This is a genomic window from Sphingobacterium hotanense, assembly GCF_008274825.1.
Lineage (GTDB): Bacteria > Bacteroidota > Bacteroidia > Sphingobacteriales > Sphingobacteriaceae > Sphingobacterium > Sphingobacterium hotanense.
Genome location: NZ_CP030848.1, coordinates 2,906,253 through 2,931,714 on the forward strand (window position 1 = coordinate 2,906,253; position 25,462 = coordinate 2,931,714).

The window sequence follows — 25,462 nt, forward strand, 5'->3', positions numbered from 1 at the left end:
CAAATAAAAATCTATTTTGCATAAGACACAGAACGTGTCTCACGAATAACAGTTACTTTAATCTGACCAGGATAAGTCATCTCGGTCTGAATTCTGTTTGAAATATCCGCAGCTAAAATCTCAGCTTGTGCATCAGAAACTTTCTCACTCTCAACCACAACGCGAAGCTCACGTCCTGCTTGAATAGCAAATGTTTTCTCAACACCCGGATAAGAAAGTGCTAAATCTTCTAGCTCTTTCAATCTTTTGATGTAACTTTCCACCACTTCGCGGCGAGCTCCAGGACGAGCACCTGAAATAGCATCACACGCCTGTACAATCGGAGAAATCATCGATGTCATCTCGATCTCGTCGTGGTGAGCACCAATAGCATTACACACATCAGGATGCTCTTTATATTTCTCAGCCAATTGCATACCTAAAATCGCGTGAGGCAATTCCGGATTATCATCGGGCACTTTACCGATATCGTGCAATAAGCCAGCACGTTTAGCATGTTTAACATTCAATCCTAACTCAGATGCCATAGTAGCTGCGAAGTTAGCAACCTCACGAGAGTGCTGTAATAGGTTCTGTCCATAAGACGAACGATAGCGCATTCTACCTACCATACGGATTAATTCCGGATGTAAGCCGTGAATACCCAAGTCAATCACTGTACGCTCCCCGATTTCCACAATCTCATCTTCAATCTGCGTACGAGTCTTCGCCACTACCTCTTCAATACGTGCGGGGTGGATACGACCATCCGTTACTAATCTATGTAATGATAAACGAGCAATTTCACGACGTACCGGGTCGAAGCCAGATAAGATAATAGCCTCAGGTGTATCATCAACGATAATCTCCACACCGGTAGCAGCCTCTAGCGCGCGGATGTTACGTCCTTCGCGACCAATGATACGACCTTTGATCTCGTCGTTCTCAATATTGAAAATAGATACTGTATTCTCGATTGCAGCTTCTGTCGCTGTACGCTGGATAGTTTGGATTACTACCTTCTTTGCTTCTTTAGAAGCGGTTAATTTAGCCTCATCCACAATATCCTTGATCTGGATAATCGCTTGCGAACGTGCTTCCTCGCGTAAAGAGTTAACCAACTGCTCTTTCGCTTCGTCAGCAGAAAGACCAGCAATACTTTCCAATTGCTTAATGTGTTGACCTTTTAATTGCTCAACTTCTTCTTTTTTCTTTTCGTTCAATTCAACCAACTGATCAAGCTTCTTTGATTTATTATCTAAATCCTGCTTCTCACGGTTCAAATTCTCCAATTTCTGGTTCAATGACTGTTCCTTTTGGCGAATCGTATTCTCTTTCTGAGCGACTGTATTATTACGCTGGCTTACTTCTTTCTCATGCTCAGCCTTCAATTGCAAAAACTTCTCTTTTGCTTCTAGCTGACGTTGCTTTTTGTTATGCTCAGCTTGTTGTTCTGCATCTTTGATAATTTGTGCTGCCTTTTCATGAGCAGTTTGCTCCTGTTTTTTGAAAAGCATCTGCAACAAATATCGTCCAATAAACACACCCACAACAAGTGATATTATTATTGATATAGTGGTTGATATCTCCATTTTTTATGATTTATATATGTTAATGTAATAGCGATTTTTTCCAAAAAAAAACCGCAATTAAATTATCAGGTATCTAATATTATTAAACTTCGATTACACATGATTTGAGCGTTTGATCATGACCTAGGTGGCTTTCGCAAAATGGCCTTCATCTGTATATTGCTCGTGATATTGAAGCGTTAAGTTTAAAATAGTGACAACCCGAATTTAATTGCGGCAAATTCGTCGTTATAAGCTCTAAATGTAAGAACGGAAACGTTTTATTTTGAAAAGAAACTTGTCAACATATCATCCAATTCATGAACCGCATTTTCAATACCAGAGTCTTGGCTCTGTGCATTTTTCTCAGCTTTAATCATCCCTGTAGCATATTGCAATACACACATAGACAATAAATCCTGCTTATCACGAACTGCATAATTATCTTGCAATTCTTTTATTTTTTCGTTTATTAACTTCGCTGCATAACGAATAACTTCCTCCTCTTCCGTTTCAACGCGAAGTGGATATACTCGATCAGCGATATTTATTTTTATGGAAATTTCTCCCATGTTTCTTGAGCTTAAAAACGTAACAAGTCCTAACCTAAACCTCTTCCTCTACTTCAAAAGACTTATACATTTGTCTATTTCTCGCACAAAATCGTTAATTTTTTGTTTTGTGTCAAGTATTTTTTCATTTATGGCTTCTTTATCGACCGATGAATCATCCAATGTTTTAGCTACAGCTAAAGCTTTCACTTTCTCTTCCAGCTGTTTAACCTTATCAGAACTCGTATCGAACGCCACTTGCAAAGATTGAACTTCTAATTTCAATAAGTCGTTTTCTTCTTGCAAGGCTTCACACAATTGAATTAGATTTTTCGTTTTCTCAACGATAATATTCATTTGGGAAGATAATGACGCCATATATATTTCGCAATTTAATGTGAATTAGCGCACCGATGCGCCAACCTCTTTCTCAAAGTTAATAATTAATTTTTGAATTATGCCATCAATTTGTTTATCGGTCAAAGTTTTATCCTCGTCCTGCAAAACAAAGCTTAAAGCATAGGATTTCTTGCCTTCAGGCAACTTATCACCTTTGTAAACATCAAAAATACCAACCTCTTTTAAGAGCTTTTTTTCCGTTCTATTTGCGATTAAACGCAACTGCTCAAAACTTACAGCCTCATCCAATAATAGAGCTAAATCGCGACGCACAGAAGGGAATTTTGAAACCTCTTTGTATGTAATTTTGTTCTTCTTGATCACCTTCAACAACAAGTCCCAATCGAACTGAGCAAAGAAAACAGCACCATCAACGTCTGCCTTTTTAAGGTTCGCTTTCGCTACGGCACCAAAGGAAACCAAAGCCTTCTCCCCTTTGCGATAAGTCAATCCAAAATCAAAATACGTTCCTTCGTAATCTTCAACGCGGATGCCCTCAATCTTTAAACGCTTGATAATCGCATCTACAGCCGATTTGATGTTGTAAAAACTCACGGCATCCGATTTCGTATTCCACTGCTCAGGCTCGTTCTTACCAGCGATCGCCAAAGACAACAATTGCTTCTCTGCATACCAATCGCCATCGGTATTATACGACTTGCCAAGCTCGAATAACTTGAGGTCGCCATTCTTACGCTTTTGGTTATAACCAATGGCTGTCAACGATGAAAACAACAGATTCTGACGCATACAGTCTAAGTCACTGCTCAATGGATTCAACAACTTAACCGCCGTTTCCGGGTTCTCCATATACTCAGACTTGGTCAATGAGTTCGAAAGGATCTCACGGTATCCATTGCTAATTAACAAATCAGCAATCTGATTTAAAACAACCTCTCTATCAGGCTTTTCTGAAGTATTAAGTGAAGCCTTAATTTGTGTATTCAACTCGATATTGTTATATCCGTAAATACGCAACACTTCCTCAACAACATCTACCTCTCTTGTCACATCCACCTTATAAGGCGGCACGACAACATCAAAGCCTTCTGTTGTTTCATTCTTGATTCCTATACCTAAATTGACAATGATGTCACGAATGGTTTCCGCGGGAATCGCCTTCCCAATTACCCTTTGGATATTTTTATAAGTAACAGGAAATTCAAATGGTTGAATCGGCTCCGGATAAAGATCGACGATAGTCGAAGAAATCTGCCCGCCAGCAACCTCAGCGATTAATTTCGCTGCTTTTTTCAATGCTAAAACAGTGATATCCGGATTCACACCACGTTCAAAACGGAAGGATGAATCTGTCTTTAAGCTGTGACGCTTCGAAGTCTTACGAACGCTTACCGGATTAAAATACGCCGATTCTAAGAAAATAGAAGTCGTTTCCTCCTTCACTCCAGACTCCGCGCCACCAAAGACACCCGCGATACACATCGGCTTTTCAGCATCGGCAATTACTAAATCGTCCGCTGAAAGCTTACGCTCAACAGCATCCAAAGTAACAAAGACCTCACCTTCAAAAGCCTTACGAACAATAACCTGATTACCAGCAATCTTATCCGCATCAAACGCATGTAAAGGTTGACCTAAATCATGTAAAATATAATTCGTTACGTCGACAATATTATTGATCGAACGAACGCCAATTGCATTTAATTTATTCTTTAACCATTCCGGTGATTCAGCGACTTTAATACCAGTGATATTAACACCAGCATAACGTGGAGCATCCGCATATGAGTCAACACGCACTGAAGTACCTGCAACCGATCCGGCAACAACGTCATCTACCTCCACCGCATTTACCGGAATCTTGAAATAAGCAGCAAGATCACGAGCGACACCTAAATGCGAAGCAGCATCCGCACGGTTTGGAGTCAACCCTATTTCATAAGCAAAATCATCTTCCATGTTGAAGTATGATTTAACCAAAGAACCTACAACCGCATCCTCCGCTAACTCAACGATACCCGCATGTGAACTGCCTAAGCCAATTTCATCCTCGCCACAAAGCATCCCTTCAGAAACTTCACCACGAATCTTCGATTTCGTAATTTTAAAAGGTTCACCGTTAGTAGGGTGACAAGTCGTTCCTACCGGAGCGACAATAACTTTCAACCCTGTTCTAACATTCGGAGCACCACAAACAATATGCAAAGGCTCGCCAGAACCGATAGTAACCGTTGTAACTTTAAGTTTGTCAGCGTTCGGATGTTGTTCACATGTCAACACCTCGCCCACTACTAAACCTTCTAAGCCACCTGGAATACTTTGTTCTACCTCTAAAGATTCAACCTCTAACCCAATGTCTGTCAGGATTAACGATAATTCTTCAGGGGTTTTATCGATTTGTATAAAATTCTTTAACCAATTATATGAAATTCTCATCGTATCGTTTTTGCAAAGCACAAAGATAGGACTTTGTGCCGAAAACAAGGGCTAAAATCACTACAATCTTGTAGCGAAATAGCCGTTTATTGTTGTTTTTATAGATTAATCGGAGTCAATAAAAATCAGACGGCCTTACTCGCCAAAATATCTAATTCGCATAAGCGCTCTAAATGCTGGTAGTCCAGTCCATAATAGCTTTTTAAGCTTGCTAATTTCGCCAGTATTTCCTGTTGTCGATCAACAGAAATAGCCTTCTTCTCTGCAACAATCATCACATTCTTAGGCGTATGCTGATCTGAAACAAATTGCATAACCTTGGTGTCATAACCAAAATAGTTCAGGATCAATGCGCGAATACTATCCGTAAGCATTTCCGCATGGCGCTCCATGAAAATCCCGTATTGGGTCATAAAGTCCAAATCATTCTTGGCTTTAATGCGCTCCAAAGAACGGCGTACCTGCTTGTGGCAACAAGGTGCCACAACAATCAGCGAAGCCTCGTCTTTAATCCCTTTATAGATCGCATCGTCTGTTGCCGTATCACAAGCATGTAGGGCTATGAGAACATCGATATTCTTGTCGGAAGTATAATTCTCGATGGTTCCTTCCTCAAAGTGCAATTGGCTGAACCCTGCGCGCTCTGCAATTGTATTGCACAGCTCAACCAGATCCTGCCTAAACTCTACACCCACCACCGAAACATCACGTTTCAGTTCCGAGTGCAGGTAATCATATAGGGCAAAGGTCAAATAACCCTTTCCAGCACCCATATCTACGATGCGTAAGTTACGCTCTTTTGGAAGGTTGGCCAGCGAACCACTCAATATCTCTATATAATGGTTAATCTGCTTCCATTTATCCTGCGCATTTTTATATACCTGACCATTAGCATCAGTAAGCTTCAAATCCTGCAAATAGGATTTCGATGAATCTTGAAGTCTGCGCTCCTTTTGTTTATCGTGTTTTAAATCTACCTCAACAGCATTAGAAGACGCTCTTCTAAAACCCGTCCATTCCGCTTTCTTATTCATCTGCATGTCCAACTGCTCGTCAATAGTCTGCAAGACCACCGAACGGAATCCCTTAAAATGCACAGCCTCGACCAATGCGTCAAAGCCATCGCGAAGGCTATAATTCTTTGTGATATCACGAGTCTGATAACGATAGACAAAGGACATTTTCAACTCACGTTTAATTTCTACAAGCTTGACATACAGATTCTTCAAACCAGCTTCTTGCCCCTTATAGTTACTCAACGTAAGCTTAACTAATGTTTTATCTTTTATACTTCGTTTTAATAGCTCGATGAAATCTTGGTATATTGCCATGTCTTAAGAATTTGAAACAAAGATAGGAATCATCAGCCTAAAACGTACCTTTGTATATGCAAAACCCAATTGTTAAAGCCGTCTTCTTTGATATCGACGGTACATTAATCAGCTTTAAAACACACAAAGTCCCAGAATCTACGGTTGAAGCAATTAAGGAACTACAAAGCAAAGGCATTAAAACAATTCTTTCTACCGGCAGATCGATCAATAGCATCGACCATGTGAAATTTCTAGATTTTGATGGATTTATCACGTTCAACGGCGGATATTGCTTGACCAACACAAATGAAGTCTTATTCCGGAAAGCAATCGACAAGGAAGATATCCAATCGGTGATGGACTATGCAAAGCAGAAGCCACTGAGCTTTTCTTTCATGTCGGAGCAAGAAATAACCATTCACGACGTGACACCCGAGATCGCGGGGATGTATGCTCACTTGAATCTTCCAGTTCCCAAACTGGTGGATATGGATTTAGTAGATACCAGCAGTATTTTGCAAACCAACATATTTTTAGGACCAGATGAGGAAGAAGAATTCATGAACTCAGTCATGCCGAACTCTTTAGCTTCCCGATGGACACCGCTTTTTGCCGACGTAAATCCGAAAGGATTGAGTAAGAAAGTCGGAATTGATATTTTCTGTAAGCATTTCGGAATTGATATCGAACATACTATGGCTTTTGGTGATGGTGGAAATGATATCAGCATGCTCCAGCATGTGAAAGTTGGCGTTGCGATGGGAAATGCAAATCCGGAGGTTAAGGCAATTGCCGATTATACGACCGATGAAGTCGATGACAACGGCATTTGGAATGCATTAAAGAAATTTGGCGTGATTTAGTATTAAAATCGGTTAAAACGACCTCAAATATACCTTTTGCTAGGTATATAGAGTTCGCCGCTGATACCATATTTTTGAATAGAAGAACTTAGATTATATCTATAGTTTGGATTACTTTTACTGAAAAGGGGCCGATGTGAATCAGCCCCTTTAGTTTTTTTCTCAAAATGTGAGTTTTTTTATACTACGATATCTTCTTTAGCAACAAGATAACGTTCTGCCTCCAGAGCAGCCATACAGCCGGTTCCGGCAGCAGTAATCGCTTGGCGGAAGATATGATCCTGCACATCTCCACAAGCAAATACCCCAGGGATATTCGTTGCTGTGCTATCAGGTTTTGTGATCAAGTAACCTGTCTCGTCCATATCCAATATTCCTTGGAACAATTCCGTATTCGGTTTATGACCGATCGCTACGAAAAATCCCGTAATATCTAAATCAGTAAGTGCTTTCGTTTGGTTATTGATCACGCGTAATCCAGTTACTACCTGTCCGTCACCTAAAACTTCTTGCGCTTCTGTATTGTATAACACTTCGATATTTGGCGTATTCATGACACGATGAACCATTGCTTTAGAAGCACGGAACTCATCTCTGCGCACCAACATATAAACTTTATTACAAAGTTTTGCTAGGTAAGTTGCCTCCTCAGCAGCAGTATCGCCAGCACCTACGATAGCGACATCTTGATTCTTGAAGAAAAATCCATCACATACCGCACATGCAGATACACCAAAACCATTATATTTTTGCTCCGAATCTAAGCCTAACCATTTCGCTGTTGCACCAGTAGCGATAATCACAGTATCAGCAGTAAGTGTTTTGATTCCATCGATCTCTACGGTATGAATACCGCCATCGATAGAAAAGTCTACTTTTGTCGCATAGCCAAAACGTACTGACGTACCGAAACGCTCCGCTTGCGCACGTAAATCCTCCATCATAACCGGCCCGGTAATTCCTTTTGGGTAACCTGGGAAGTTATCAACTTCAGTTGTTTGTGTTAATTGTCCACCCGGTACCATTCCTGTGTAAACTACAGGTTTTAAATCCGCGCGTGCAGCGTAAATTGCTGCAGTATAACCTGCAGGACCTGAACCAATAATCAGGCAGCCTACGTGTTCTACTTCTTGTTCTGTATTATTCATAATCTTTATTTATATCTTCTACTTCTTAAATTTCCCTTGCAATTGCGCCAGCATATCCGACGTAATTGGTTTGGGCTCTTCACGCTTCACGGGGCGTTTGAACTCCCCCTTCTCCGTGGAAACAGCAGGCTTCGCAGCCTTCTTTGTATTTTTATAATTGGTCCAGATTTCTTCTAAAACTTGTTTCGTGTACAATGGAAAATCACCATTTTGCATCCACGCATAGTAACTTGGCTCCACTTCAAAAACATCAGTAACCTTCTTGCCTTTGTGTTTCCCGAAATTGATCGACGGGTCGCCATCCTCATCATATACGATACGTCCGGCAAAGTCTACCGGCTTGCTCAAATTAGTGAAAGCATGTAAAGCCTGCACATCATTAACAACGGGCTTGCTTACATTGCCATGTTTATCTTCAAAATCAGCGCCTTCGTATTTCGCTAATTGTGCCTTTAATACATCATAGGTCGCACGAACATCTGCCTCAGCATTATGAGCATTTTCTAAGGTCTCACCGCAGTAGAATTTATACGCAGCCTTCAATGTACGCTGCTCCATTTGATGGAAAATATTCTGCACATCCACAAATGCGCGGCCTGTCAACGTAAAGGGAATACCTGCACGCAGGAATTCCTCCATCAACATCGGTACATCGAATTTATTAGAATTATATCCCGCCAAATCGGCGTCGCCAATAAATGCCGCAATCTCTGCAGCACGCTCGCGAAACGGAGCTAGGTCTTTTACATCCTCGTCATAAATTCCATGAAACATAGAAGACTCCGCTGGAATCGGCATTTCCGGATTTATACGTAATGTTAAAGTTTCTTCCTGACCTCCCGGTGACACCTTCAAAATAGACACCTCAACAATTTTATCCGATGAAACATTGACTCCCGTTGTTTCTAAATCAAAAAAGGCCAACGGGCGCTTTAGGTTCAATTCCATGTTCTTTGTAGATTTATGATTTTTTGCAAACTGTACAAAAGTACAAAAACTATTCTATTAGATTTCGAATCGTTTCATTTTACTAAATTAATTCAATGTAAAATTTTTACTTACGAAACTTAACAATTAGATTTGCAAGCAAAATGAAGAGGCTGCTGCTATATCTGATGATTCCCATAATGCTTTTGCAAAGCAATATGACACTCTTGATATCAGCATCCTTCTACTACAACCAAAACTATATTGAAAAGTATCTCTGTATACAACGCAATATGGAAGACAATTCCTGTCATGGACAATGTTATCTTGCCAAAAAACTAAAAGCACAGCAGGAACAGGAACAACAAAACTTTAAATTGAATTTCCACGAAGCCTTTACCCAACAAGACTTTGTATTCTCGTTCCAATCTCCGGTATATCCGAAATTCATCCAATTAGACTATGCATTATTTCAGTCTAACATGAATCCAAAAGATATCTCAACAAATCTATTGCGCCCACCCCTCGTTTAACTGAAACCTCAATAACATCCCTTTGGCCATAGTTAAAAAAACTATTGCCCTTATTATTTTATCATTTACATTCAGTTAAACAGTACCATGAATATTAAATTCCTATTGGCTAGCCTATTGCTTGTTGCCAGTTTATTCTCTTGCTCTAAAGATGACATCAATTTCGAAAACAACAAAAACGGTCAGGTAAAGCTTAAATTCGACCATATCGTCGGTGGAAAGTCCCTTGTGTTGAACGATTACACTTATAGCAACAACAGCAATGAACAGTTTAATGTCGAATTGCTCAAATATTATGTCAGCAATATTAAACTGACCAATGAGAAAGGTGAAGAGTACGCTTTGCCTAAAAAAGAATCGTATTTCTTAATCGACGCAGCCGATAAAGCATCCCTATTTCCAAAATTCAATATTCCAGAAGGCAAATACACGAAGCTGGAGTTCGTTCTAGGTGTCGATAGCATCACCAATACTCTACCCGTTGAAGAACGTACCGGCGCGTTGGATATCGCTAAACATGGCATGTTTTGGAGTTGGAACAGCGGGTATATCTTCTTTAAAATGGAGGGCACATCGCCAGCATCAACCAGCACCGACAAAAAATTCCGCTACCATATCGGTCTTTTTGGTGGCTATGACAAGCCTACCAAGAACAATATAAAGACAATTAAAATCGATCTGACAAAGGCCGGCGCCGCAGAAGTCAAAGAAAACTTAAGCTCGGATATACACTTAATGGTCGACTTGGGAAAAGTATTCGACGCCGACAACAAAATTAGCATTGCTCAGAACAGCACCGTGATGGTAGCAGGGCCTAACGATCTGATCGCGGCAAACTACGCTACGATGTTTACACACGATCATACGCACAACTTTCAGAAATTAAGTAATGAATAAGACCAGTCTGCTGGTTATGGGATTTATTCTATCGATCATCCTCGCCTGTCAAAAGGCGGATGATCTTATTGACGAAACCATCATTGCATTCGTTAAGCCTGCGCATTTCCCAGAACCTGTTTACAATTTCCCCGGGAATCCAATCAGTAAAGAGAAGTTTGAACTCGGCAAAAAACTATTTTATGACCCCATCTTATCTAGGGATAATACTATTTCTTGTGGTAGTTGTCATATCCCTGCTAATGCTTTCACCCATCATGGTCACGACGTCAGCCACGGGATTGACGATAGACTGGGGATTAGGAACAGTATGTCCATAGTCAATTTGGCCTGGTCCAAATCATTCTTTTGGGATGGAGGAGTATTTGATTTGGATCTATTTTCCGTGGCGCCGATAGAAAATGTGGTCGAGATGGATGAAAAGCTGCCCAATGTTTTAAAGAAATTGAACAATTCTGCGGAGTATCGCGGTCTTTTCGAAAAAGCTTTCGGCAGCCCCGAGATCAGCAGCGGCAATATGCTGAAGGCGCTATCGCAATTTATGCTGATGCTTGTATCGGATCAATCTAAATACGACAAAGCAATACGCAAGGAGGCGCTGTTTACCGCTGAAGAACAGGCAGGCTACATGATCTTCAAATCTAAATGCAATTCCTGCCATACCGAACCGCTATTTACCGATGGATCATACCGCGATAATGGAATTGGAATCAACCCTGCTAAAGACCAAGGGCGTTTCGAAATATCGCAGTTGGAAAACGATAAGCTGAAGTTTAAGGTGCCAAGCCTCCGAAATCTAGCTTACACCGAACCCTATATGCACGACGGAAGATTCAGGAATCTACAGGCGGTCATCAACCATTACAGACGCGAGGTGCAACAAACACCCAATCTTGATCCGATACTGAAAAATACTGGAGGTATTGACTTGAGCGACACCGAAGTGGTGCAACTGCTGGCATTCCTAAATACGCTCAACGATGAAACTTTTGTTAAAAACCCATTATTCCAAGAATAAAATGAAGAAACTCTTAATAACACTTAGCTTAATTATAGCCTTCCAATCTAGCCAGGCTTGCGATATCTGTGGCTGTGGTGTCGGCGGAAACTATATAGGACTCCTCCCCGACTTTACCAAACGCTTTGTCGGACTGCGCTATCAATTCAATAGACTCACGACACAATTGGATATCAACGGAAATCGAACTGCACTTTCTACCGATGAGAAGTACCAAACGATGGAACTGTGGGGCGCTTGGAACATTGGACAGAAATGGCGCGTGCTCGCCCTTGTACCCTATAATTTCAACGAAAAATACACCGAAGGCAGCGATCTATTAAGAAAAAAGAATGGAATTGGTGATATCACGCTAAACGGATACTACAAACTATTCGATCAATCGAATCCGACGGCGAATAATAAATTAGTCGTACAATCGCTTTGGGTTGGGATGGGTGTGAAACTCCCAACCGGAGCGTACGACGTCGCCGAACAGCAAAATGCAACGGCGACAAATCCCAATATGTTCCAACTGGGAACAGGGAGTCTAGATTTTATACCTAGTCTGATGTATGATGTCCGCATTCAGGACTTCGGCATCAATGCGAATGCTAGTTACAAAATAAATACAGAGAATAAGGATGATTACCGCTATGGGAATAAAATCGCAGCAAATGCATCCGCATATTATAAAATAGCCTTGGGCGCGAATAGCCGACTCGCTCCCTATGCAGGTATATCATTCGAAAGCCAACAAAAAGACCATGCAATGGGTTTTAAGGTGGAAGAAACTGGCGGACATATCCTGAACGCTTCTATGGGGTTAGAGGCAAATTTCAATAGGATATCCGTTGGAGCATCCTTCCAAACACCGATTCAGCAAGAACTCGGCAGAGGAAGAATTGACGCAGGAAATCGACTGCTAACTCACGTGTCATTTTCATTCTAAGGAAGGATGTAATTTAAATTCCAAAAAAAAAGCAGCTCGTTGAGCTGCTTTTTCCGTATCATGAATATTTTAAGAACTAACCTAAAACTTCTTTTAATTTACTTACTTGGTGATCCACTAATTTCTGTAAAGGACCTGATGCCATCATTTTCATCATCATATTCAACTCCGCTTCAATAACGAAGGTCGCAGTTGTCGTTGTTTCTGATGCTGGCTCTACCTTCCAACGCAAAGTAATAGCAAATGGCGCTTCCTCAGAAGGAACACTTACCAACTCTTTATTTTCGATACGTTGGCTGATGCGCAAAGCTAATTTTGCCATGTTCTTGATGGTAAATCTAGCCTCGTCTGCAGTTGACTCCCAATTATAAATATTCTCGGGCATCAATTGCTCATGATTATTTAAATCTGCAAGGAAATTATAAACCTCCTCGACAGGTTTACCAATAAGTGTAGAATTCTGTATAACTGTCATAAGCTTAAACTTCAGGGCTCCAGTTTGCTGGATCTTGTCGCCATTTTTCTAATAATTCGATATCAGACTCCATAATGTAACTATTTGATGCAGCTACACGTACTAAGGCATCATAATTACATAAGCTATGGAATGTACATTTTGCTTCTTCAAAGTTCTTGCGAGCTTCATCAAAGCCATAAGTAAAAATAGAAACTAAACCAACGACGTTGCAACCTGCTTCACGCAATGCTTTAACGGCGATTAAGCTACTCTTACCCGTAGAAACTAAATCTTCGATTACGACAACACGTTGTCCGCTGATCACTTCTCCTTCAATCATGTTCTGACGACCATGATCCTTAGCACTGCTACGCACGTAAGAGAAAGGTAAACCTAAATCTTGTGCAACCAATACCCCTTGAGGAATACCTGCCGTCGCTACACCCGAAATCATATCCACTGATCCAAATTCTTCTTGAATCAATTGTGATAGCTTTTGACGAATGTACGTACGAATCGATGGATGTGATAAAGCTACACGGTTATCACAATAAATTGGAGACTTCCATCCCGATGCCCATGTAAAAGGACTTTTAGGTTGTAATTTTATTGCTTTAATTTGCAATAAGGATTCTGCAACTTTTTGTTCAACCTCATTTAAATAATTCATGGCACAAATTTATAAAATTTATATGAACCAATCTCTGTTAATTTTTGCAGATTTTGCTCCAAAAATCAAAGGCAACATTCAAACGATTGGTTTACAAGACATTGATTTAGAAAAACTTTTTAACCAATCGCTAAACAAGGCTGAAAAAAACATCTATCTACACATACAGCCCAATATTGAAAAAGTATTTAAATCGTTTATTGCCAATATTCGAATCATCAAAGCTGCAGGAGGACTTGTAAAAAATGGCGAAGGCCAATACCTTTTTATCCATAGACTCGGCAAATGGGACCTGCCGAAAGGAAAAGTCGAAGAAGATGAAAAAATGAAAGAGGCTGCACTCCGCGAAGTGGAAGAGGAATGCGGCATCAAAATAAACTACCTAGGCAAAAAAATTGAAACAACCTACCATTGCTACACCATGCGCGGCAAATTCGTACTGAAACAAACAAAATGGTACGAAATGGGCGTCAACAAAATCCCTAAACTAACCCCTCAACTCGAAGAAGATATCGACCAAGCAATCTGGGTCAAAAAAGCAAACCTCGACAAAATTAAAAATGATACCTATCCATTGATTTTGGATGTGATACAGGGAATATAGGAGTAGTTAGTATTTAGTAGTTAGTATTTAGACCTATGGCGGGCTAGACTAGATATTAGATGTGAGATATTAGACGTTAGACGTTTTTCTGATACAGAAAAGGAAGGGAAATTTGTCTTGAACCAGGAAAGGAAGGATGCAAGGATTGACAGGATCCTGCTAATCTTTTTCATCCTTCCTTTCTTGGTTCAAAACAAACGTCATCGAGAGAAGCTTACGCTCACCCTAGGTCTTTATACTAACTACTAAATACTAAATACTATTCAAACCCAATTCAAACCCAATACAAACCCCAATCAAACCCGCTCGTGGGCGGGTTTAATTGGGGTTTGTAAGGACTTAAATATGCTATTGAGCTGAAGTTGTTATAACCTTGCCAAACAACGACTCTAATAAGGTTATCTTAGGATTTCGCTTCTGTAGCAACAGGCTTTTCTTTTCGGAAGATGATAAACAGCAGGGTGATAATCCCTAATAAAATAGGGTAATACAAATACTGCATAATATCTATTGGCGAAAGTAGCGGCAATTGTCGGTCGGAAAGTATCATATTGGCGGCTGCCAGCGCTGCAAGGATTTGGGCACCATAAGGAACTAATCCTTGAATGAAACAGGATATGGTATCTAAAATACTGGCGACGCGTTTTCCGTCCAAGCCGTTTTTATCGGATATTTCTTTAGCGATCGGGCCAACGATTACGATGGTGATGGTATTATTAGCGATTGCCAAATTAACTAAGCTTGTTAAGAAAGCGATACCGAGCTCGGCTCTTTTCTTGGAATCGATTCGCTTGGTTACAGCGTTCAATAAGAATTCTATTCCGCCGTTTAGTCGGATGATGCCTACAACGCCACCGATGATCAGACAAAGGATACTCAATTCGAACATGCCTGCGAAACCATCGTTAATAGATTTCAATATCGTTAGGAAGTCAACAGTATTACTTGCTAACCCGATACCTGCGGCAACAAGAATACCGATTCCTAGCGTGAAAATAACATGGAGTCCTAGCAGCGCAAGGATGAATACAACCAGGTAGGGAACGATTTTGACAACTTCATACTCGCCCACTGGTATCTGCTGTAGATTTTTCACTAGATCTTGTCCTTGGAATGCATAGATGATAAATACCAGAACGGCAACAGGCAGGACCATCTTAAAGTTGACCTTAAATTTATCACGCATTGCTACGCCTTGCGTACGGGTGGCAGCAATAGTGGTATCGGAAATGAAGGAGAGATTATCGCCAAACATGGCTCCTCCTATCACTGCGGCTAAGGCTATTGGCATAATGCCTGAGATATTTTCTTCCAAGCCTACGGCAATGGGTGCCAAAGCGACGATTGTACCGACTGATGTACCCAAGGAGGTTGATATAAAACAAGCGACGAGGAAAAGTCCTGCAATAATAAACTGCGGTGATACATAAGTCAACGCAAAATTAATGGTTGAAGATATCGCTCCCACATTCTTAGATAGCTCTCCGAATGCGCCCGCCAATAAGAATATGAGGATCATAATCAAAATATTCTCATCGCCAGAGCCCTTCGAAAAATGCTTTAATTTTTCGGCGAAAGGCACCTTTGGAAATTGAAAAAACGCAACGAACAGCGCTAAAACGAAGATAACAAGAACGGGCAGCGCATAAAAGTCACCCAATATATACGACCCGGTGAAGTAAACGACAACAAAAAATATTAATGGCAGTAAGGCCCAGAAATTGCCTCTCTTCATACGATTAGTATTGATAAAACGTACAAAAGTACTATAATTATCCTAGAACAGACACTTCAATAAAAAAACTACAAAACAAGTAGGGTATTTTCTATGTTCATTTATAAATAACAATAAATTAAAGACATGTACTTTGTAGAAATATTTCTATAGCTCAAAAAAAAGCGTAACTTTAATGTTAATCACCAATTTGAACGCAATATTAAATAAACATGAAAAGGACACCATTGACGAACCTGTTCCTTTTACTTTTTGTCGCAGTCGTATTACTATTCGCTACGACTTGCTTCGGAATCCATTAAAAGCAGAAAACACAAAGAGGAACAAAGGTTTGTTTCTCTTTGTGTTTTAAAGCTATTCCCATCCTTCGCAGCCTAAAAAATCCCTAGCACTAGGTATTTCCACAGTTTTTCTATATGGCTACCTTACGGCTGATATTTGAAAGAAATCTACCTTTTATGATCTTCCCGAATATCGAAAGAACGCTTCTATTAACCCTAAATATTGAAGAAGATGAAATCGATACTACTCACAGTTTTTCTCCTTTTGGGATTGTCATTTAGCCTTACGGCGCAAGTGGGCGATGAGCAGATTATACGCATCGACAAATTCAACCCAGGAAAATTCCCGAAGAATGCTAGCGTACGATATAAATCAACCTTTAAAGTAGAAATAGTAAATATCAATCCCTTTTTAGCGAAGGGCGAAGCTACTTACGTTCCTACGACTTACGAATTTGAGATTGGCTTCCAACAGATACTAGAATTTCTAAAACCGCTCCTACCCACCGTGAGCAGCGCAATGATTACATCGACCGATACGAATGAAAACGTTGTGACACCGATCGCGGTAATAGACAACGAATTTCCCGATAATTTTTTCCGGTTCGAAGCGGCAGCCGAGAAAGTCAAAGAGACCGCAACGCTCCGCAAGGAACTAGAGGCATACATTAATAAGGAACCGTTTATAGCCGACGTACCACAGTTTAAAAAAGAAATCGAACGCTACGCGAATCTTCTTAGTATCGATGCAATAAAAGAAAACTTCCTCCTACTGCAATCTACTTATGCCCCACTGGTCAATTCTAACAGCGAAACAAAAGATTACTATGGCTCCAATTGGCAAGAGGCAGAGAAGATATATGAAGAGTTATTAAGTGATTCCCATAGGGATAAAATATACAAGGATGGACGCGAAGCTTTTAAGATTCATCAGATTGCTGAGAATTCAAGTTATACTTATGTTGGAGAAAGTCATCAAGCATTGGGTGACGAAATTCTTATTAAACCGGTATTAAAATGCTGCAAAGAGGATACCGTGTTACATAGATTCCCCGAATTTTCCGTTAAGACTACGCATAAATTGCGAGTGAATGTTAGTGCGGGATATTTACTTTCTTTTGTTGCAGATCATGATTATGCTGAACTGCACGAAAACCAAGAGCCTGTTGGTGTCAAACAGTTAGAGAAAGAATTGTTATCCCATTCCATTGGTACGCTAGTACATGCTTTGTATGATTTCGGAACGCCCGTAGAATATGGGCTATCCACTGGTTTGAGTTATAACAACAATAAGAAGATCAACTTTTTCTTGGGTGCATCCGCAGCCTTTTTACAAAAGAATCAATTGGTATTAACGGCAGGCGTTTCTTTCGTCAATGTCAAACGATTGGACACGAGCAATCTCGATGAAAACCTAAGATTCAGCACCTCCGATAAAGAGATAAAATACTTGGAGCGCTATAGACCTGGCCCATTCATTGGGCTGACCTATAATTTAATAAAGAAATAGTTCAATACCCTTAATAATTTACCTACGAAAACAATAAAATAGTAAGAGGCTGCTTCGTAAGAAGCAGCCTCTATCTTTTATATCGTCGATTCTAGTAATAAACATGGAAAACATGCAAGAGCTATCCTACTCTAATGTCTCACATCTAATATCTAAAATCTACTTCCTAGTCTCGCTTCTCCCAGTAATCGGCATTCTTGATTCCAATTTCCTTTGGATCGAAGTCCGGGTTTTCGATTCCTTGCTTCCGCTTTATTTTATAATCCTTCCATACCTTCATGGCAATTTTGCTCATAAGAAGGATCGCTATAATATTAACCCAAGCCATCAGTCCAACTCCAATATCGCCGATCGCCCATGCGGTATCGGCTGTTCTTATCGTTCCATAATAAACAGCTATTAAGAATGCCACTTGGAAAATACGCCCAACGATTGCGCGTACTTTATTGTTCTTTATCAGATAGACGATGTTGGTATCGGCGTAATAGTAATACGCCATAATTGTTGTGAAGGCGAAAAAGAATAAAGCGATGGCGACAAAGCTACCTCCGAATCCCGGGAAATGATGTGAAACGGCGGCCTGCGTAAACCCATTGTAATCTACACCTGGAAGATTTTCTTGCAATAAAGTTGTTGCCTTTCCTGCCGCATCCGTATTCGTTACATTATACATCCCTGTAAATAAAATCATCAGAGCGGTAGCAGTACATACGAAAAGGGTATCTACATAAACGGAGAAAGCCTGAACCAATCCTTGTTGAGCTGGATGGTTTACGTCTGCTGCGGCAGCGGCATGCGGAGCCGTACCTTGTCCTGCTTCATTCGAATAGATACCACGTTTCACTCCCCATGCGATTGCCATACCAATAATTCCGCCGAAAGTGGCATCCAGACTAAACGCACTACTAAATATCAGTCCAAAGACTTCAGGGATCTGTTGATAATTCATTGCAATGATAACAAGCGTCATCAAGATATATCCTCCCGCCATAAAAGGCACTACGAACTCTGCTACAGTGCCCAGACGCTTTACGCCGCCAAAGATGATCAACACCAATAAAACGACAACAGCAATACCTGTATAAGAAGTTGGGATCGCGAATGCATTGTTTACCGAAGATGCAATCGCATTACTTTGCACACCAGGTAATAAAATCCCTGCACTGATGATGGTCAGTACAGCGAATAATATAGCATACCACTTAACACCTAATCCTTTCTCGATATAATAAGCGGGACCACCGCGGAACTCCGAACCGTCTTTTTGTTTATATACCTGTCCTAGCATGGCTTCCACAAATGCAGAGGCAGAGCCTAGAAACGCAATTACCCACATCCAGAAGATTGCACCTGGTCCGCCGTAAAAGATTGCAGTCGCCACACCAATAATGTTTCCGGTTCCAACGCGCCCTGAGATGGCCAGTGCGAACGCTTGAAACGATGAAATACCCTCATCGCCCTGCTTTTTCGCGAAAAGAAGCCGAAGCATATCTCTTAAATAGGTAATCTGTAGAAAACCCGTACGGATAGAAAAGTAAAGGCCCGTACATAGACATAAATAAATAAAAATATCACTCCATACAAGAGATGAAATACTGGATACAATATGGTCCATTAATTTGGTTTAATTGTTTATTAAAAGTGAAATATGCGTAAAGAAACTACTTTTTTCGCTAATTATAGAAATTTTATTTTGATTTGGTTTTCAAGAAAGGGATATCTGAATATCCGGCGACGAGAAAAAATATTACGCTATAGCTTGGAAAATATCGCTGATAATCACTTTATTTACTTTCAAATTATCACCCATGAGAGCCTTGATAAAATTTGCCGGTTTCGGTTTACTGTTGTTTTTCGTGTCGTCCTGTGCCACAATTAAGAATGCGGAGATCCGAAACTTGTTACAGCACAGCAATTGTAATCAACGAAACGTATATGATTATACGGAGTCAGATATCGCGACCCCGCTTCATCTTCAGCAAATATCACCGGCACTCAGCAAGAAACTCAGCCACAACAGCCTGAACATCGCCAATGCGATAGGACTGATACCGACGCTTGAGCGTTACACGAGCTTAAAATTGAATCAAGGAAATCCCAACACTGAGCAGCGGATTGAACTATTGGAATTAAAACAGGATATAGATCATAAGATCAATCTTTCCTCCTTGGAGATTTCAGCAATATCTTCGGAGATGGATTGCGAAGAAGAACGTACTAGCCAGGTTGCGAATTATCTCTCGGGTATTGCGGACGAGCGCGAGTCGAAGTTGACAATTGCAGCAATTGTGGTTGGTGCCGTCGGGGCGATATTGACCGGTGGAGTTATTAAAAATGAAACTGCTGCCAATGCGACCGGCATCTCGACGGGTATTGCAGAAGCTACCTTCGGTTTTTTGATGTTTTTTGATAAAGCATCGATTGAGTTCCAACATAAACGAAATGCGCTGAAAGACATTTGGTTCGGCAGCAAGACCTCGGCGATCTTCCCTCCCGCTGTTTGGTATTATCTAAATTACGCTAACCCGGATTATAATGTAACTTCCTCTTTCCGCGAACAGATTATCGAAAAGTGGACTCACTTAGGGCAAATCGATAAAGACTCGAGCGATGAGCTTGTTAAATTGTATTTTGGTGAAGGCGGAAAATATTCAAGCGAGCAGCTAAACAACCGAGCTGACATGTATGATCAATTGGAGTCGAATATCAATCTGATGAAACAAGATTTGAAAGCGCTCGCTTTGGAATTGGATAAATTTTAAGATTACTTATTAGCCTTTTCGTTTTTATCTACAACCTCTTTCATCTTGATGTCGTAAACTGCGGGATCATATTTCATGAAGGCGCCAGTCGCCGCGTCAATCCCCCATCCGAATATATTGATTAGGTTTCCGATGGCTGCGAAATTAAAAAAGGTGTTAGGGCGGAACTCAAACGGAACATATCCTTCTTTTTTCAAGGTTACAGTTTGTCCACGGAATCCCTTTCTAAGTTTTACCGGCATAGGCGTGACACCTCGCTCAAAACCATCGACTTCAATCGTAGCGCCCTCCGGATTGGACCTGATCATGACGTTTTGTTTTGTGCCTGTAAATACCGTAGCACAAGAAGTAAAGAATAAGACGCTTCCAAGTAGTAATGAGCGCAATGTATAATTCATCATAAGTTTATATTAAATTAATATTTTTATTCTCTAGTGATCTAATTGTAACCAAAATTATCATTTTAATTGAAATTAACAAGTTGATTATTCAACCCCAATTCCCTAACACAACGCTAAAACGTTATTTATTACATTCCACAGGTATCTTTTCCACAGACTCTTCCCTTGAAAATAACTAAACCAAACAACCTAGTATATTTAATAATAAATTAATATTGGATTAGTTTAGTTTTATTTGTATATTACATTAACCAATTGATTAATAGTTTTCCCTACTACTTAATTAAAAAGCGGTTTTTACGGATTGTATTTTATAGTTAGTTACAAACTTATAGCTTATCATGAAGAACCGATTACTTAAATTATCCGATGCCGAATTATTGAAACTTGGAAGCCATGGCAATGAAATGGCGTTATCGATTATATTCGATAAGTACTTCTTCCAAATTTTCTCCTTTGCAAACCGATTAATAAAGAACAGCGATATAGCGAAAGAAATCGCTATGGATGTTATGCTTAAGATGTGGCAGAAAAGAGACCTTATACGGATTGATGGCGATCAATCCCTCCGCCCCTATATGGTCAAAGCTGCTAAAAATGCAGTTATCAATTTCCATAAAAGCAAAAAGCTTATCACAGAATCTATTTCAAACCCGCAGCTTTCGAGTGCTCTGGCGTATGACGGCACTGCCGATGCAGAGCTAAACCTCAAAGAGTTAGAAAACAGAGTCAGTAGGATTGTCGCGGACCTTCCAGAACAACGGCGACTCGTATTTTGTTTAAGTAGAGAGGACGACATGACCTATGCCGAGATAGCAAAGAAATTGAATATATCCGTACATACCGTTCGCAATCAAATAAGCGCTTCAATAGCCTATGTGAAGGGCAAGTTAAACGACTACAGAAATCAATAATTTTTTAGAAACTCTTATCCTAGTCTATAGTATAAAAGACTAGGATAAGAGTATTGTTGCGTTTATTCAAAGTAACTTCCAAACTCGCCTGTAAAATAGAGCTCAGCTTGGTCTACGCTTTTAAACTGTCCGATGACGTTATCCCCAGCGTCATAATAATCAATAGTATATTGTTTATCCGGAAATAGTCCAATAAGTCCAGCAACGGAAGGTTCGATAAACTCAGCATTGGCATGTGGAATACTACCTGCTTCAAACGGAAGTCGTTTTAAGGTATAGACGCCGGCATCGGTTTTCTCAAATGAGAAAGGAAAGGTTCCTAAAAAGATGCTGCTGCCTCGTTGAAAATACAGCTTTAAATCTAAGATATTAGCCTTGGTATTCAACTCAAAGGCCATTACTAATAAATAAAAGCTCCGTTCGCTGAATAGTTTGTTTGTTGCTTCCATCCAAACATCCCGAAATGAAGTAGACCAGCCCGGCAACTCTTCAATAAATATCGGTGAAGGCATAGACAAAATGGGCGACACTTCTTCACCCAACATAATGTGTAATGGGATTACAGGTAAGCTTGCGCCTAATAAATCATAGCGCGATGCTTGGTTCTTCTGCAAATAGAAAGTCTTTTTCTGGGTATCAAAATTTAAATCACTGATAATCTGGCTTCCAATCCGAAGTGGTGTTTTTAAGCGAATTTTTTCAATTCCATAGGCGTAATCCGTAGTACTAAACTTGAGCTGTTTGTTTTCAACATACAATACGCGAATACTACGAGTTTCTGGATCTATAATAAATTGAACCGGAATATTACCTTCTGCGATGAAATAAAAGAATCGTCGACTTTCAAAGAATTCCGATAAGTAGCCAAAGGTATTCCTCAGCATGCCGGTTTCATATTTGCTGACATCCTCCGCCTTCAGACTGATCAATTTAAGCTCATCGCCGAATCTGTTGCCTCTGAGAATTAAGGTATCACCTTTCATACTTTCGAATGCATAGGACGTATCGGCACCGACATTTCTAAATCCTTCTTTATGTAAGATATCATCCAGATAGGTTCCAGCAGAAAAAATAAGGCTTGCATGGGTTGCTTTGCCTTCTAATCGATAGGTCGCAGCCTTCGTATCTTTTGCACTCTTCACCGTTAAGTCCGCTAATGATGGAACTTTCCCATCCTTCGCCAACTGAAAATATAGATTGTAGGTTTTTCCAGCATTTGGATTTAATATTGCTTCCCAATGTGAAGATCCTGCATCTAGCGCTTTCTGAAACTGGGCGAGCATTTCTTCTGAACTCGGGAAGACTTCTTCCACATCATAAGCGGAAGATTTATCCTTAGTACAGGACATTATTGAGAAAGCAACTAGTATAATCGTTATTAACTTTTTCATAATTTTCTAATTTAAGTCGCCAATGAATTTAAATCCTGCTAAGTTCTTATTATCGCCACTGGCTCTAACCTGGGAGGCCGTCAATTCATATTCAAATTCAAACTTCCCTTGATGAAGGCCTTCAATGATTGGCTCAAAGGCATTCTCGAGCACTTCGGCATTTCCATAGAGAGGTTGCTCATAGTTGAGCACAAAATGGTCCCCATCCATGCGGTAGGTGAAAATATAAAGGGCGGAGAAACTATTCAATCCCTGTCGAATAATCTGGTTTACTATCAATAATTGTTCATTGATATCAAAAACTAAATTCATCTGCGGAAATGTAGTGCCGGCAGCTAAGCGAGCCTTCCCTGCCGTCAAAAACGCATTTCTTCGTGTATTAAATTCAGCTCCGCTACCTACAACTGCCTGTTCCATTGGGACGACAATAGACATATATTGCACGCCTAGGATTTTGTTGAGCGGCAGAATAGGCTCGCTTGCAGATTGAATCGGCACGTTCTGTCCTGCATTTATTGCGTGAACACTATTGTCCTCTAAACCGAGGATAAACTTTTCAATATGCAAGTCATCAAATTCAAATGCTTCCTTTAATACGATTTCATTGATTCCGGAAAAGGCGAATCCTAGACTCTTCGTCTCCAATTTGGAATCTTTCAGATAAACGAAAGAAACTTCTTTGGTGATCAGGTTCAATGCCGTGCTGACGCGAACGCCCGACTTGGTGTTGAGAAATGGGAAACGCGCAGTTTGATTATATTTTTCGGCGACAGTTCGTAAATTGTTCAAATTGCCGTTACTGTAGGCTGTTGCTTCCTCCGCATTCGCTTTCACAAGGACAAGTTTACTCTGCGATAAACTGCCGACTAACTCTATGGTATCCGCGCTGACCTTTTTGAAATTGAACTCGAAATCTGCAAACATTCCCCAACCAGGCACCCCGTTCAGTATGGATGGATCTGGATCTGCCAGCAGATGCATGTACGAATAGGTATCGAAATAAAGCGCCGGCGTTGTGACAGCCTTTAATCTAAAAGAACTTTCTTTGGATTCTGTTCCTGTTGTATTATTGATATCTGAATACATGGTTACCCGGTTTTTATCGTTAAACTTTAATAAAAACCAAAGCCTCGCCCTCTATCGGGGTACAAATGCGCTTTCCAACCATGCTCCGCTGAAACCAATGCTTTTTCAAATGAAACCATGGCTTCCCCCAGCTTTTTGTCCGGACGTTCGCCTTCAAATTCATTCTTCTTACAGGAGTAAGTTAGAACAAGAAGACTTAAAATTATCCAAGCTATATATTTTTTCATGCTGTTTAATTTTGAAATGATGAATAATGGTTACTCTGCAAGAAAGGCTGCCAATGCTGATTGTGTCTCTCGCTGTAATGCCCTAAAGTCAATTTGATATTGCTTAGTGAAATAATCGACAACCATCGACTCCTTCTTTCTAAGAATCGCTTTGGCTTTTGCCGGAACATTCTCTTTATTGACCACCGAATCAAAGTGAGCTTGTCCGTATACCAATAAAAACGAGACAGTTTCAACAAAATCCTCGTCAGCATTCGCCTTCGCATAAGCGGATATCAGGCCTTGTTGATGCGCAATTTCATCCGTATTATTAAACCATGTCGCTGTATACCATTCCGGATTCAGGGCCTTCCATTCTAACGGATACAACTTTGTTTGATGTAGGATATGAGCAAATTCATGATGCATAGTATGCAGCATACGCTCAACTTGCGGTCTGTCCTTAGGATCAAATTTGTTTAAAAGGAGCAAGACGATCTTCCTGCCGCCTTCAGCTTGACCTAACACGATTGTTCCATCATTGTTCCATTCCGCACTGCCAGCTAGTACGAACTGCTTCGGTGCATATTTCTTGATGAAAGATTCTCCCGCTACTTTGACATAGGGCTTAATCCATATTTCGCGAACGGACGACATAGAGGGTTGAATCTTCTCTTCCCGAATAGGGACGATACTCTTTACATAATTCAACTCATATGGATCCCAGCGATACTTTACTTCGATGTTGTAAGGATCAAGAAATTCCTTCTTCAACCAATCATCAATTGGACCACTAACCCAGGTATCCCCTCCTAGACCTAGTATTGGAGTGTCCTTTATCTTTTCTTCTTTGCCACAAGCGGCCAAAAGCAACAATAAAAGAGGTATTAAATATTGAGTGATGTTATTTCTTTTCAT

At 40.4% G+C, this 25,462-nt stretch carries 25 protein-coding genes; 9 read left to right on the forward strand and 16 right to left on the reverse strand.

The window, feature by feature from the left end:
• Positions 1–11: 11 nt before the first annotated feature.
• From rny to DSM08_RS12260, 5 genes are all read right to left on the reverse strand, one after another.
• Positions 12–1,571: a ribonuclease Y gene (gene rny / locus DSM08_RS12240; RefSeq protein ID WP_149526426.1), complete on the reverse strand. Its 1,560-nt coding sequence runs from the start codon at positions 1,569–1,571 to the stop codon at positions 12–14.
• A 260-nt stretch (positions 1,572–1,831) separates the two neighbouring features.
• The gene (locus tag DSM08_RS12245; RefSeq protein ID WP_149526427.1) at positions 1,832–2,122 is read right to left on the reverse strand and encodes a cell division protein ZapA; all 291 of its coding nucleotides are present in this window, start codon (positions 2,120–2,122) and stop codon (positions 1,832–1,834) included.
• Between the two features lie 48 nt (positions 2,123–2,170).
• The gene (locus DSM08_RS12250; RefSeq protein ID WP_149526428.1) at positions 2,171–2,479 is read right to left on the reverse strand and encodes a hypothetical protein; all 309 of its coding nucleotides are present in this window, start codon (positions 2,477–2,479) and stop codon (positions 2,171–2,173) included.
• A 24-nt stretch (positions 2,480–2,503) separates the two neighbouring features.
• Positions 2,504–4,897, reverse strand: a complete 2,394-nt coding sequence (gene pheT / locus DSM08_RS12255) for a phenylalanine--tRNA ligase subunit beta (protein ID WP_149526429.1) — start codon at positions 4,895–4,897, stop codon at positions 2,504–2,506.
• 125 nt (positions 4,898–5,022) lie between these two features.
• Positions 5,023–6,228 carry a class I SAM-dependent methyltransferase gene (locus tag DSM08_RS12260; RefSeq protein ID WP_149526430.1) on the reverse strand — a complete coding sequence of 402 codons (1,206 nt, stop codon included), beginning with the start codon at positions 6,226–6,228 and terminating at the stop codon, positions 5,023–5,025.
• Between the two features lie 56 nt (positions 6,229–6,284).
• On the opposite strand from DSM08_RS12260, the gene DSM08_RS12265 reads away from it, so the two are divergent.
• A complete protein-coding gene (locus tag DSM08_RS12265) occupies positions 6,285–7,073 on the forward strand; it encodes a Cof-type HAD-IIB family hydrolase (RefSeq protein ID WP_149526431.1) in 789 nt (262 codons plus the stop codon).
• Between the two features lie 179 nt (positions 7,074–7,252).
• Here DSM08_RS12265 and trxB read toward each other — a convergent pair whose 3' ends face one another.
• Entirely contained in the window at positions 7,253–8,221 is a 969-nt protein-coding gene (gene trxB / locus DSM08_RS12270; RefSeq protein WP_149526432.1) for a thioredoxin-disulfide reductase, read from the reverse strand.
• Between the two features lie 18 nt (positions 8,222–8,239).
• The gene (locus DSM08_RS12275; protein ID WP_149526433.1) at positions 8,240–9,169 is read right to left on the reverse strand and encodes a 3'-5' exonuclease; all 930 of its coding nucleotides are present in this window, start codon (positions 9,167–9,169) and stop codon (positions 8,240–8,242) included.
• Between the two features lie 143 nt (positions 9,170–9,312).
• On the opposite strand from DSM08_RS12275, the gene DSM08_RS12280 reads away from it, so the two are divergent.
• The 4 genes from DSM08_RS12280 to DSM08_RS12295 all read left to right on the forward strand — a co-directional run bounded on the left by DSM08_RS12280 (position 9,313) and on the right by DSM08_RS12295 (position 12,527).
• Positions 9,313–9,681 (forward strand): hypothetical protein, encoded by a 369-nt coding sequence (locus tag DSM08_RS12280; protein ID WP_149526434.1) that lies wholly within the window; start codon positions 9,313–9,315, stop codon positions 9,679–9,681.
• Between the two features lie 87 nt (positions 9,682–9,768).
• Positions 9,769–10,578, forward strand: coding sequence for an MbnP family protein (locus DSM08_RS12285; protein ID WP_149526435.1), 810 nt, complete (start codon positions 9,769–9,771; stop codon positions 10,576–10,578).
• The gene (locus DSM08_RS12290) at positions 10,571–11,596 is read left to right on the forward strand and encodes a cytochrome-c peroxidase (protein WP_149526436.1); all 1,026 of its coding nucleotides are present in this window, start codon (positions 10,571–10,573) and stop codon (positions 11,594–11,596) included. Before DSM08_RS12285 ends, DSM08_RS12290 begins: the two co-directional genes overlap by 8 nt.
• Before the next feature lies 1 nt (position 11,597).
• Positions 11,598–12,527: a transporter family protein gene (locus DSM08_RS12295; RefSeq protein WP_149526437.1), complete on the forward strand. Its 930-nt coding sequence runs from the start codon at positions 11,598–11,600 to the stop codon at positions 12,525–12,527.
• A gap of 76 nt (positions 12,528–12,603) precedes the next feature.
• Here DSM08_RS12295 and DSM08_RS12300 read toward each other — a convergent pair whose 3' ends face one another.
• On the reverse strand, positions 12,604–13,002 hold the full coding sequence (locus tag DSM08_RS12300; protein WP_149526438.1) for an SRPBCC family protein: 399 nt from the start codon (positions 13,000–13,002) through the stop codon (positions 12,604–12,606).
• A gap of 4 nt (positions 13,003–13,006) precedes the next feature.
• Positions 13,007–13,654 carry an orotate phosphoribosyltransferase gene (gene pyrE, locus DSM08_RS12305; RefSeq protein WP_149526439.1) on the reverse strand — a complete coding sequence of 216 codons (648 nt, stop codon included), beginning with the start codon at positions 13,652–13,654 and terminating at the stop codon, positions 13,007–13,009.
• Between pyrE and DSM08_RS12310 the strand changes: the two genes are divergently transcribed.
• A complete protein-coding gene (locus DSM08_RS12310) occupies positions 13,653–14,258 on the forward strand; it encodes an NUDIX hydrolase (RefSeq protein WP_149526440.1) in 606 nt (201 codons plus the stop codon). The two genes, pyrE and DSM08_RS12310, sit on opposite strands and share 2 nt — an antisense overlap.
• 403 nt (positions 14,259–14,661) lie before the next feature.
• Here DSM08_RS12310 and DSM08_RS12315 read toward each other — a convergent pair whose 3' ends face one another.
• Positions 14,662–15,993 (reverse strand): Na+/H+ antiporter NhaC family protein, encoded by a 1,332-nt coding sequence (locus DSM08_RS12315; protein WP_149526441.1) that lies wholly within the window; start codon positions 15,991–15,993, stop codon positions 14,662–14,664.
• Positions 15,994–16,506: 513 nt separating this feature from the next.
• Here DSM08_RS12315 and DSM08_RS12320 point away from each other — a divergent pair.
• The gene (locus DSM08_RS12320) at positions 16,507–17,784 is read left to right on the forward strand and encodes a hypothetical protein (RefSeq protein ID WP_149526442.1); all 1,278 of its coding nucleotides are present in this window, start codon (positions 16,507–16,509) and stop codon (positions 17,782–17,784) included.
• A 166-nt stretch (positions 17,785–17,950) separates the two neighbouring features.
• Here the strand turns inward: DSM08_RS12320 and DSM08_RS12325 are convergent, their stop codons facing one another.
• On the reverse strand, positions 17,951–19,399 hold the full coding sequence (locus tag DSM08_RS12325) for an alanine/glycine:cation symporter family protein (protein ID WP_149526443.1): 1,449 nt from the start codon (positions 19,397–19,399) through the stop codon (positions 17,951–17,953).
• A 193-nt stretch (positions 19,400–19,592) separates the two neighbouring features.
• Between DSM08_RS12325 and DSM08_RS12330 the strand changes: the two genes are divergently transcribed.
• Positions 19,593–20,546, forward strand: a complete 954-nt coding sequence (locus DSM08_RS12330; RefSeq protein WP_149526444.1) for a hypothetical protein — start codon at positions 19,593–19,595, stop codon at positions 20,544–20,546.
• 2 nt (positions 20,547–20,548) lie between these two features.
• Here the strand turns inward: DSM08_RS12330 and DSM08_RS12335 are convergent, their stop codons facing one another.
• The gene (locus DSM08_RS12335) at positions 20,549–20,947 is read right to left on the reverse strand and encodes a PEGA domain-containing protein (RefSeq protein ID WP_149526445.1); all 399 of its coding nucleotides are present in this window, start codon (positions 20,945–20,947) and stop codon (positions 20,549–20,551) included.
• A gap of 341 nt (positions 20,948–21,288) precedes the next feature.
• Between DSM08_RS12335 and DSM08_RS12340 the strand changes: the two genes are divergently transcribed.
• A complete protein-coding gene (locus DSM08_RS12340; protein WP_149526446.1) occupies positions 21,289–21,861 on the forward strand; it encodes an RNA polymerase sigma factor in 573 nt (190 codons plus the stop codon).
• Between the two features lie 62 nt (positions 21,862–21,923).
• Here the strand turns inward: DSM08_RS12340 and DSM08_RS12345 are convergent, their stop codons facing one another.
• From DSM08_RS12345 to DSM08_RS12360, 4 genes are read right to left on the reverse strand one after another with little or no spacing between them, the layout of a single operon-like run.
• Positions 21,924–23,252 carry a DUF4302 domain-containing protein gene (locus tag DSM08_RS12345; protein ID WP_149526447.1) on the reverse strand — a complete coding sequence of 443 codons (1,329 nt, stop codon included), beginning with the start codon at positions 23,250–23,252 and terminating at the stop codon, positions 21,924–21,926.
• A 6-nt stretch (positions 23,253–23,258) separates the two neighbouring features.
• Positions 23,259–24,338 carry a DUF4302 domain-containing protein gene (locus tag DSM08_RS12350; protein WP_149526448.1) on the reverse strand — a complete coding sequence of 360 codons (1,080 nt, stop codon included), beginning with the start codon at positions 24,336–24,338 and terminating at the stop codon, positions 23,259–23,261.
• A 26-nt stretch (positions 24,339–24,364) separates the two neighbouring features.
• Positions 24,365–24,565 (reverse strand): hypothetical protein, encoded by a 201-nt coding sequence (locus DSM08_RS12355; protein ID WP_149526449.1) that lies wholly within the window; start codon positions 24,563–24,565, stop codon positions 24,365–24,367.
• A gap of 30 nt (positions 24,566–24,595) precedes the next feature.
• Positions 24,596–25,462, reverse strand: a complete 867-nt coding sequence (locus DSM08_RS12360; protein ID WP_149526450.1) for a zinc-binding metallopeptidase — start codon at positions 25,460–25,462, stop codon at positions 24,596–24,598.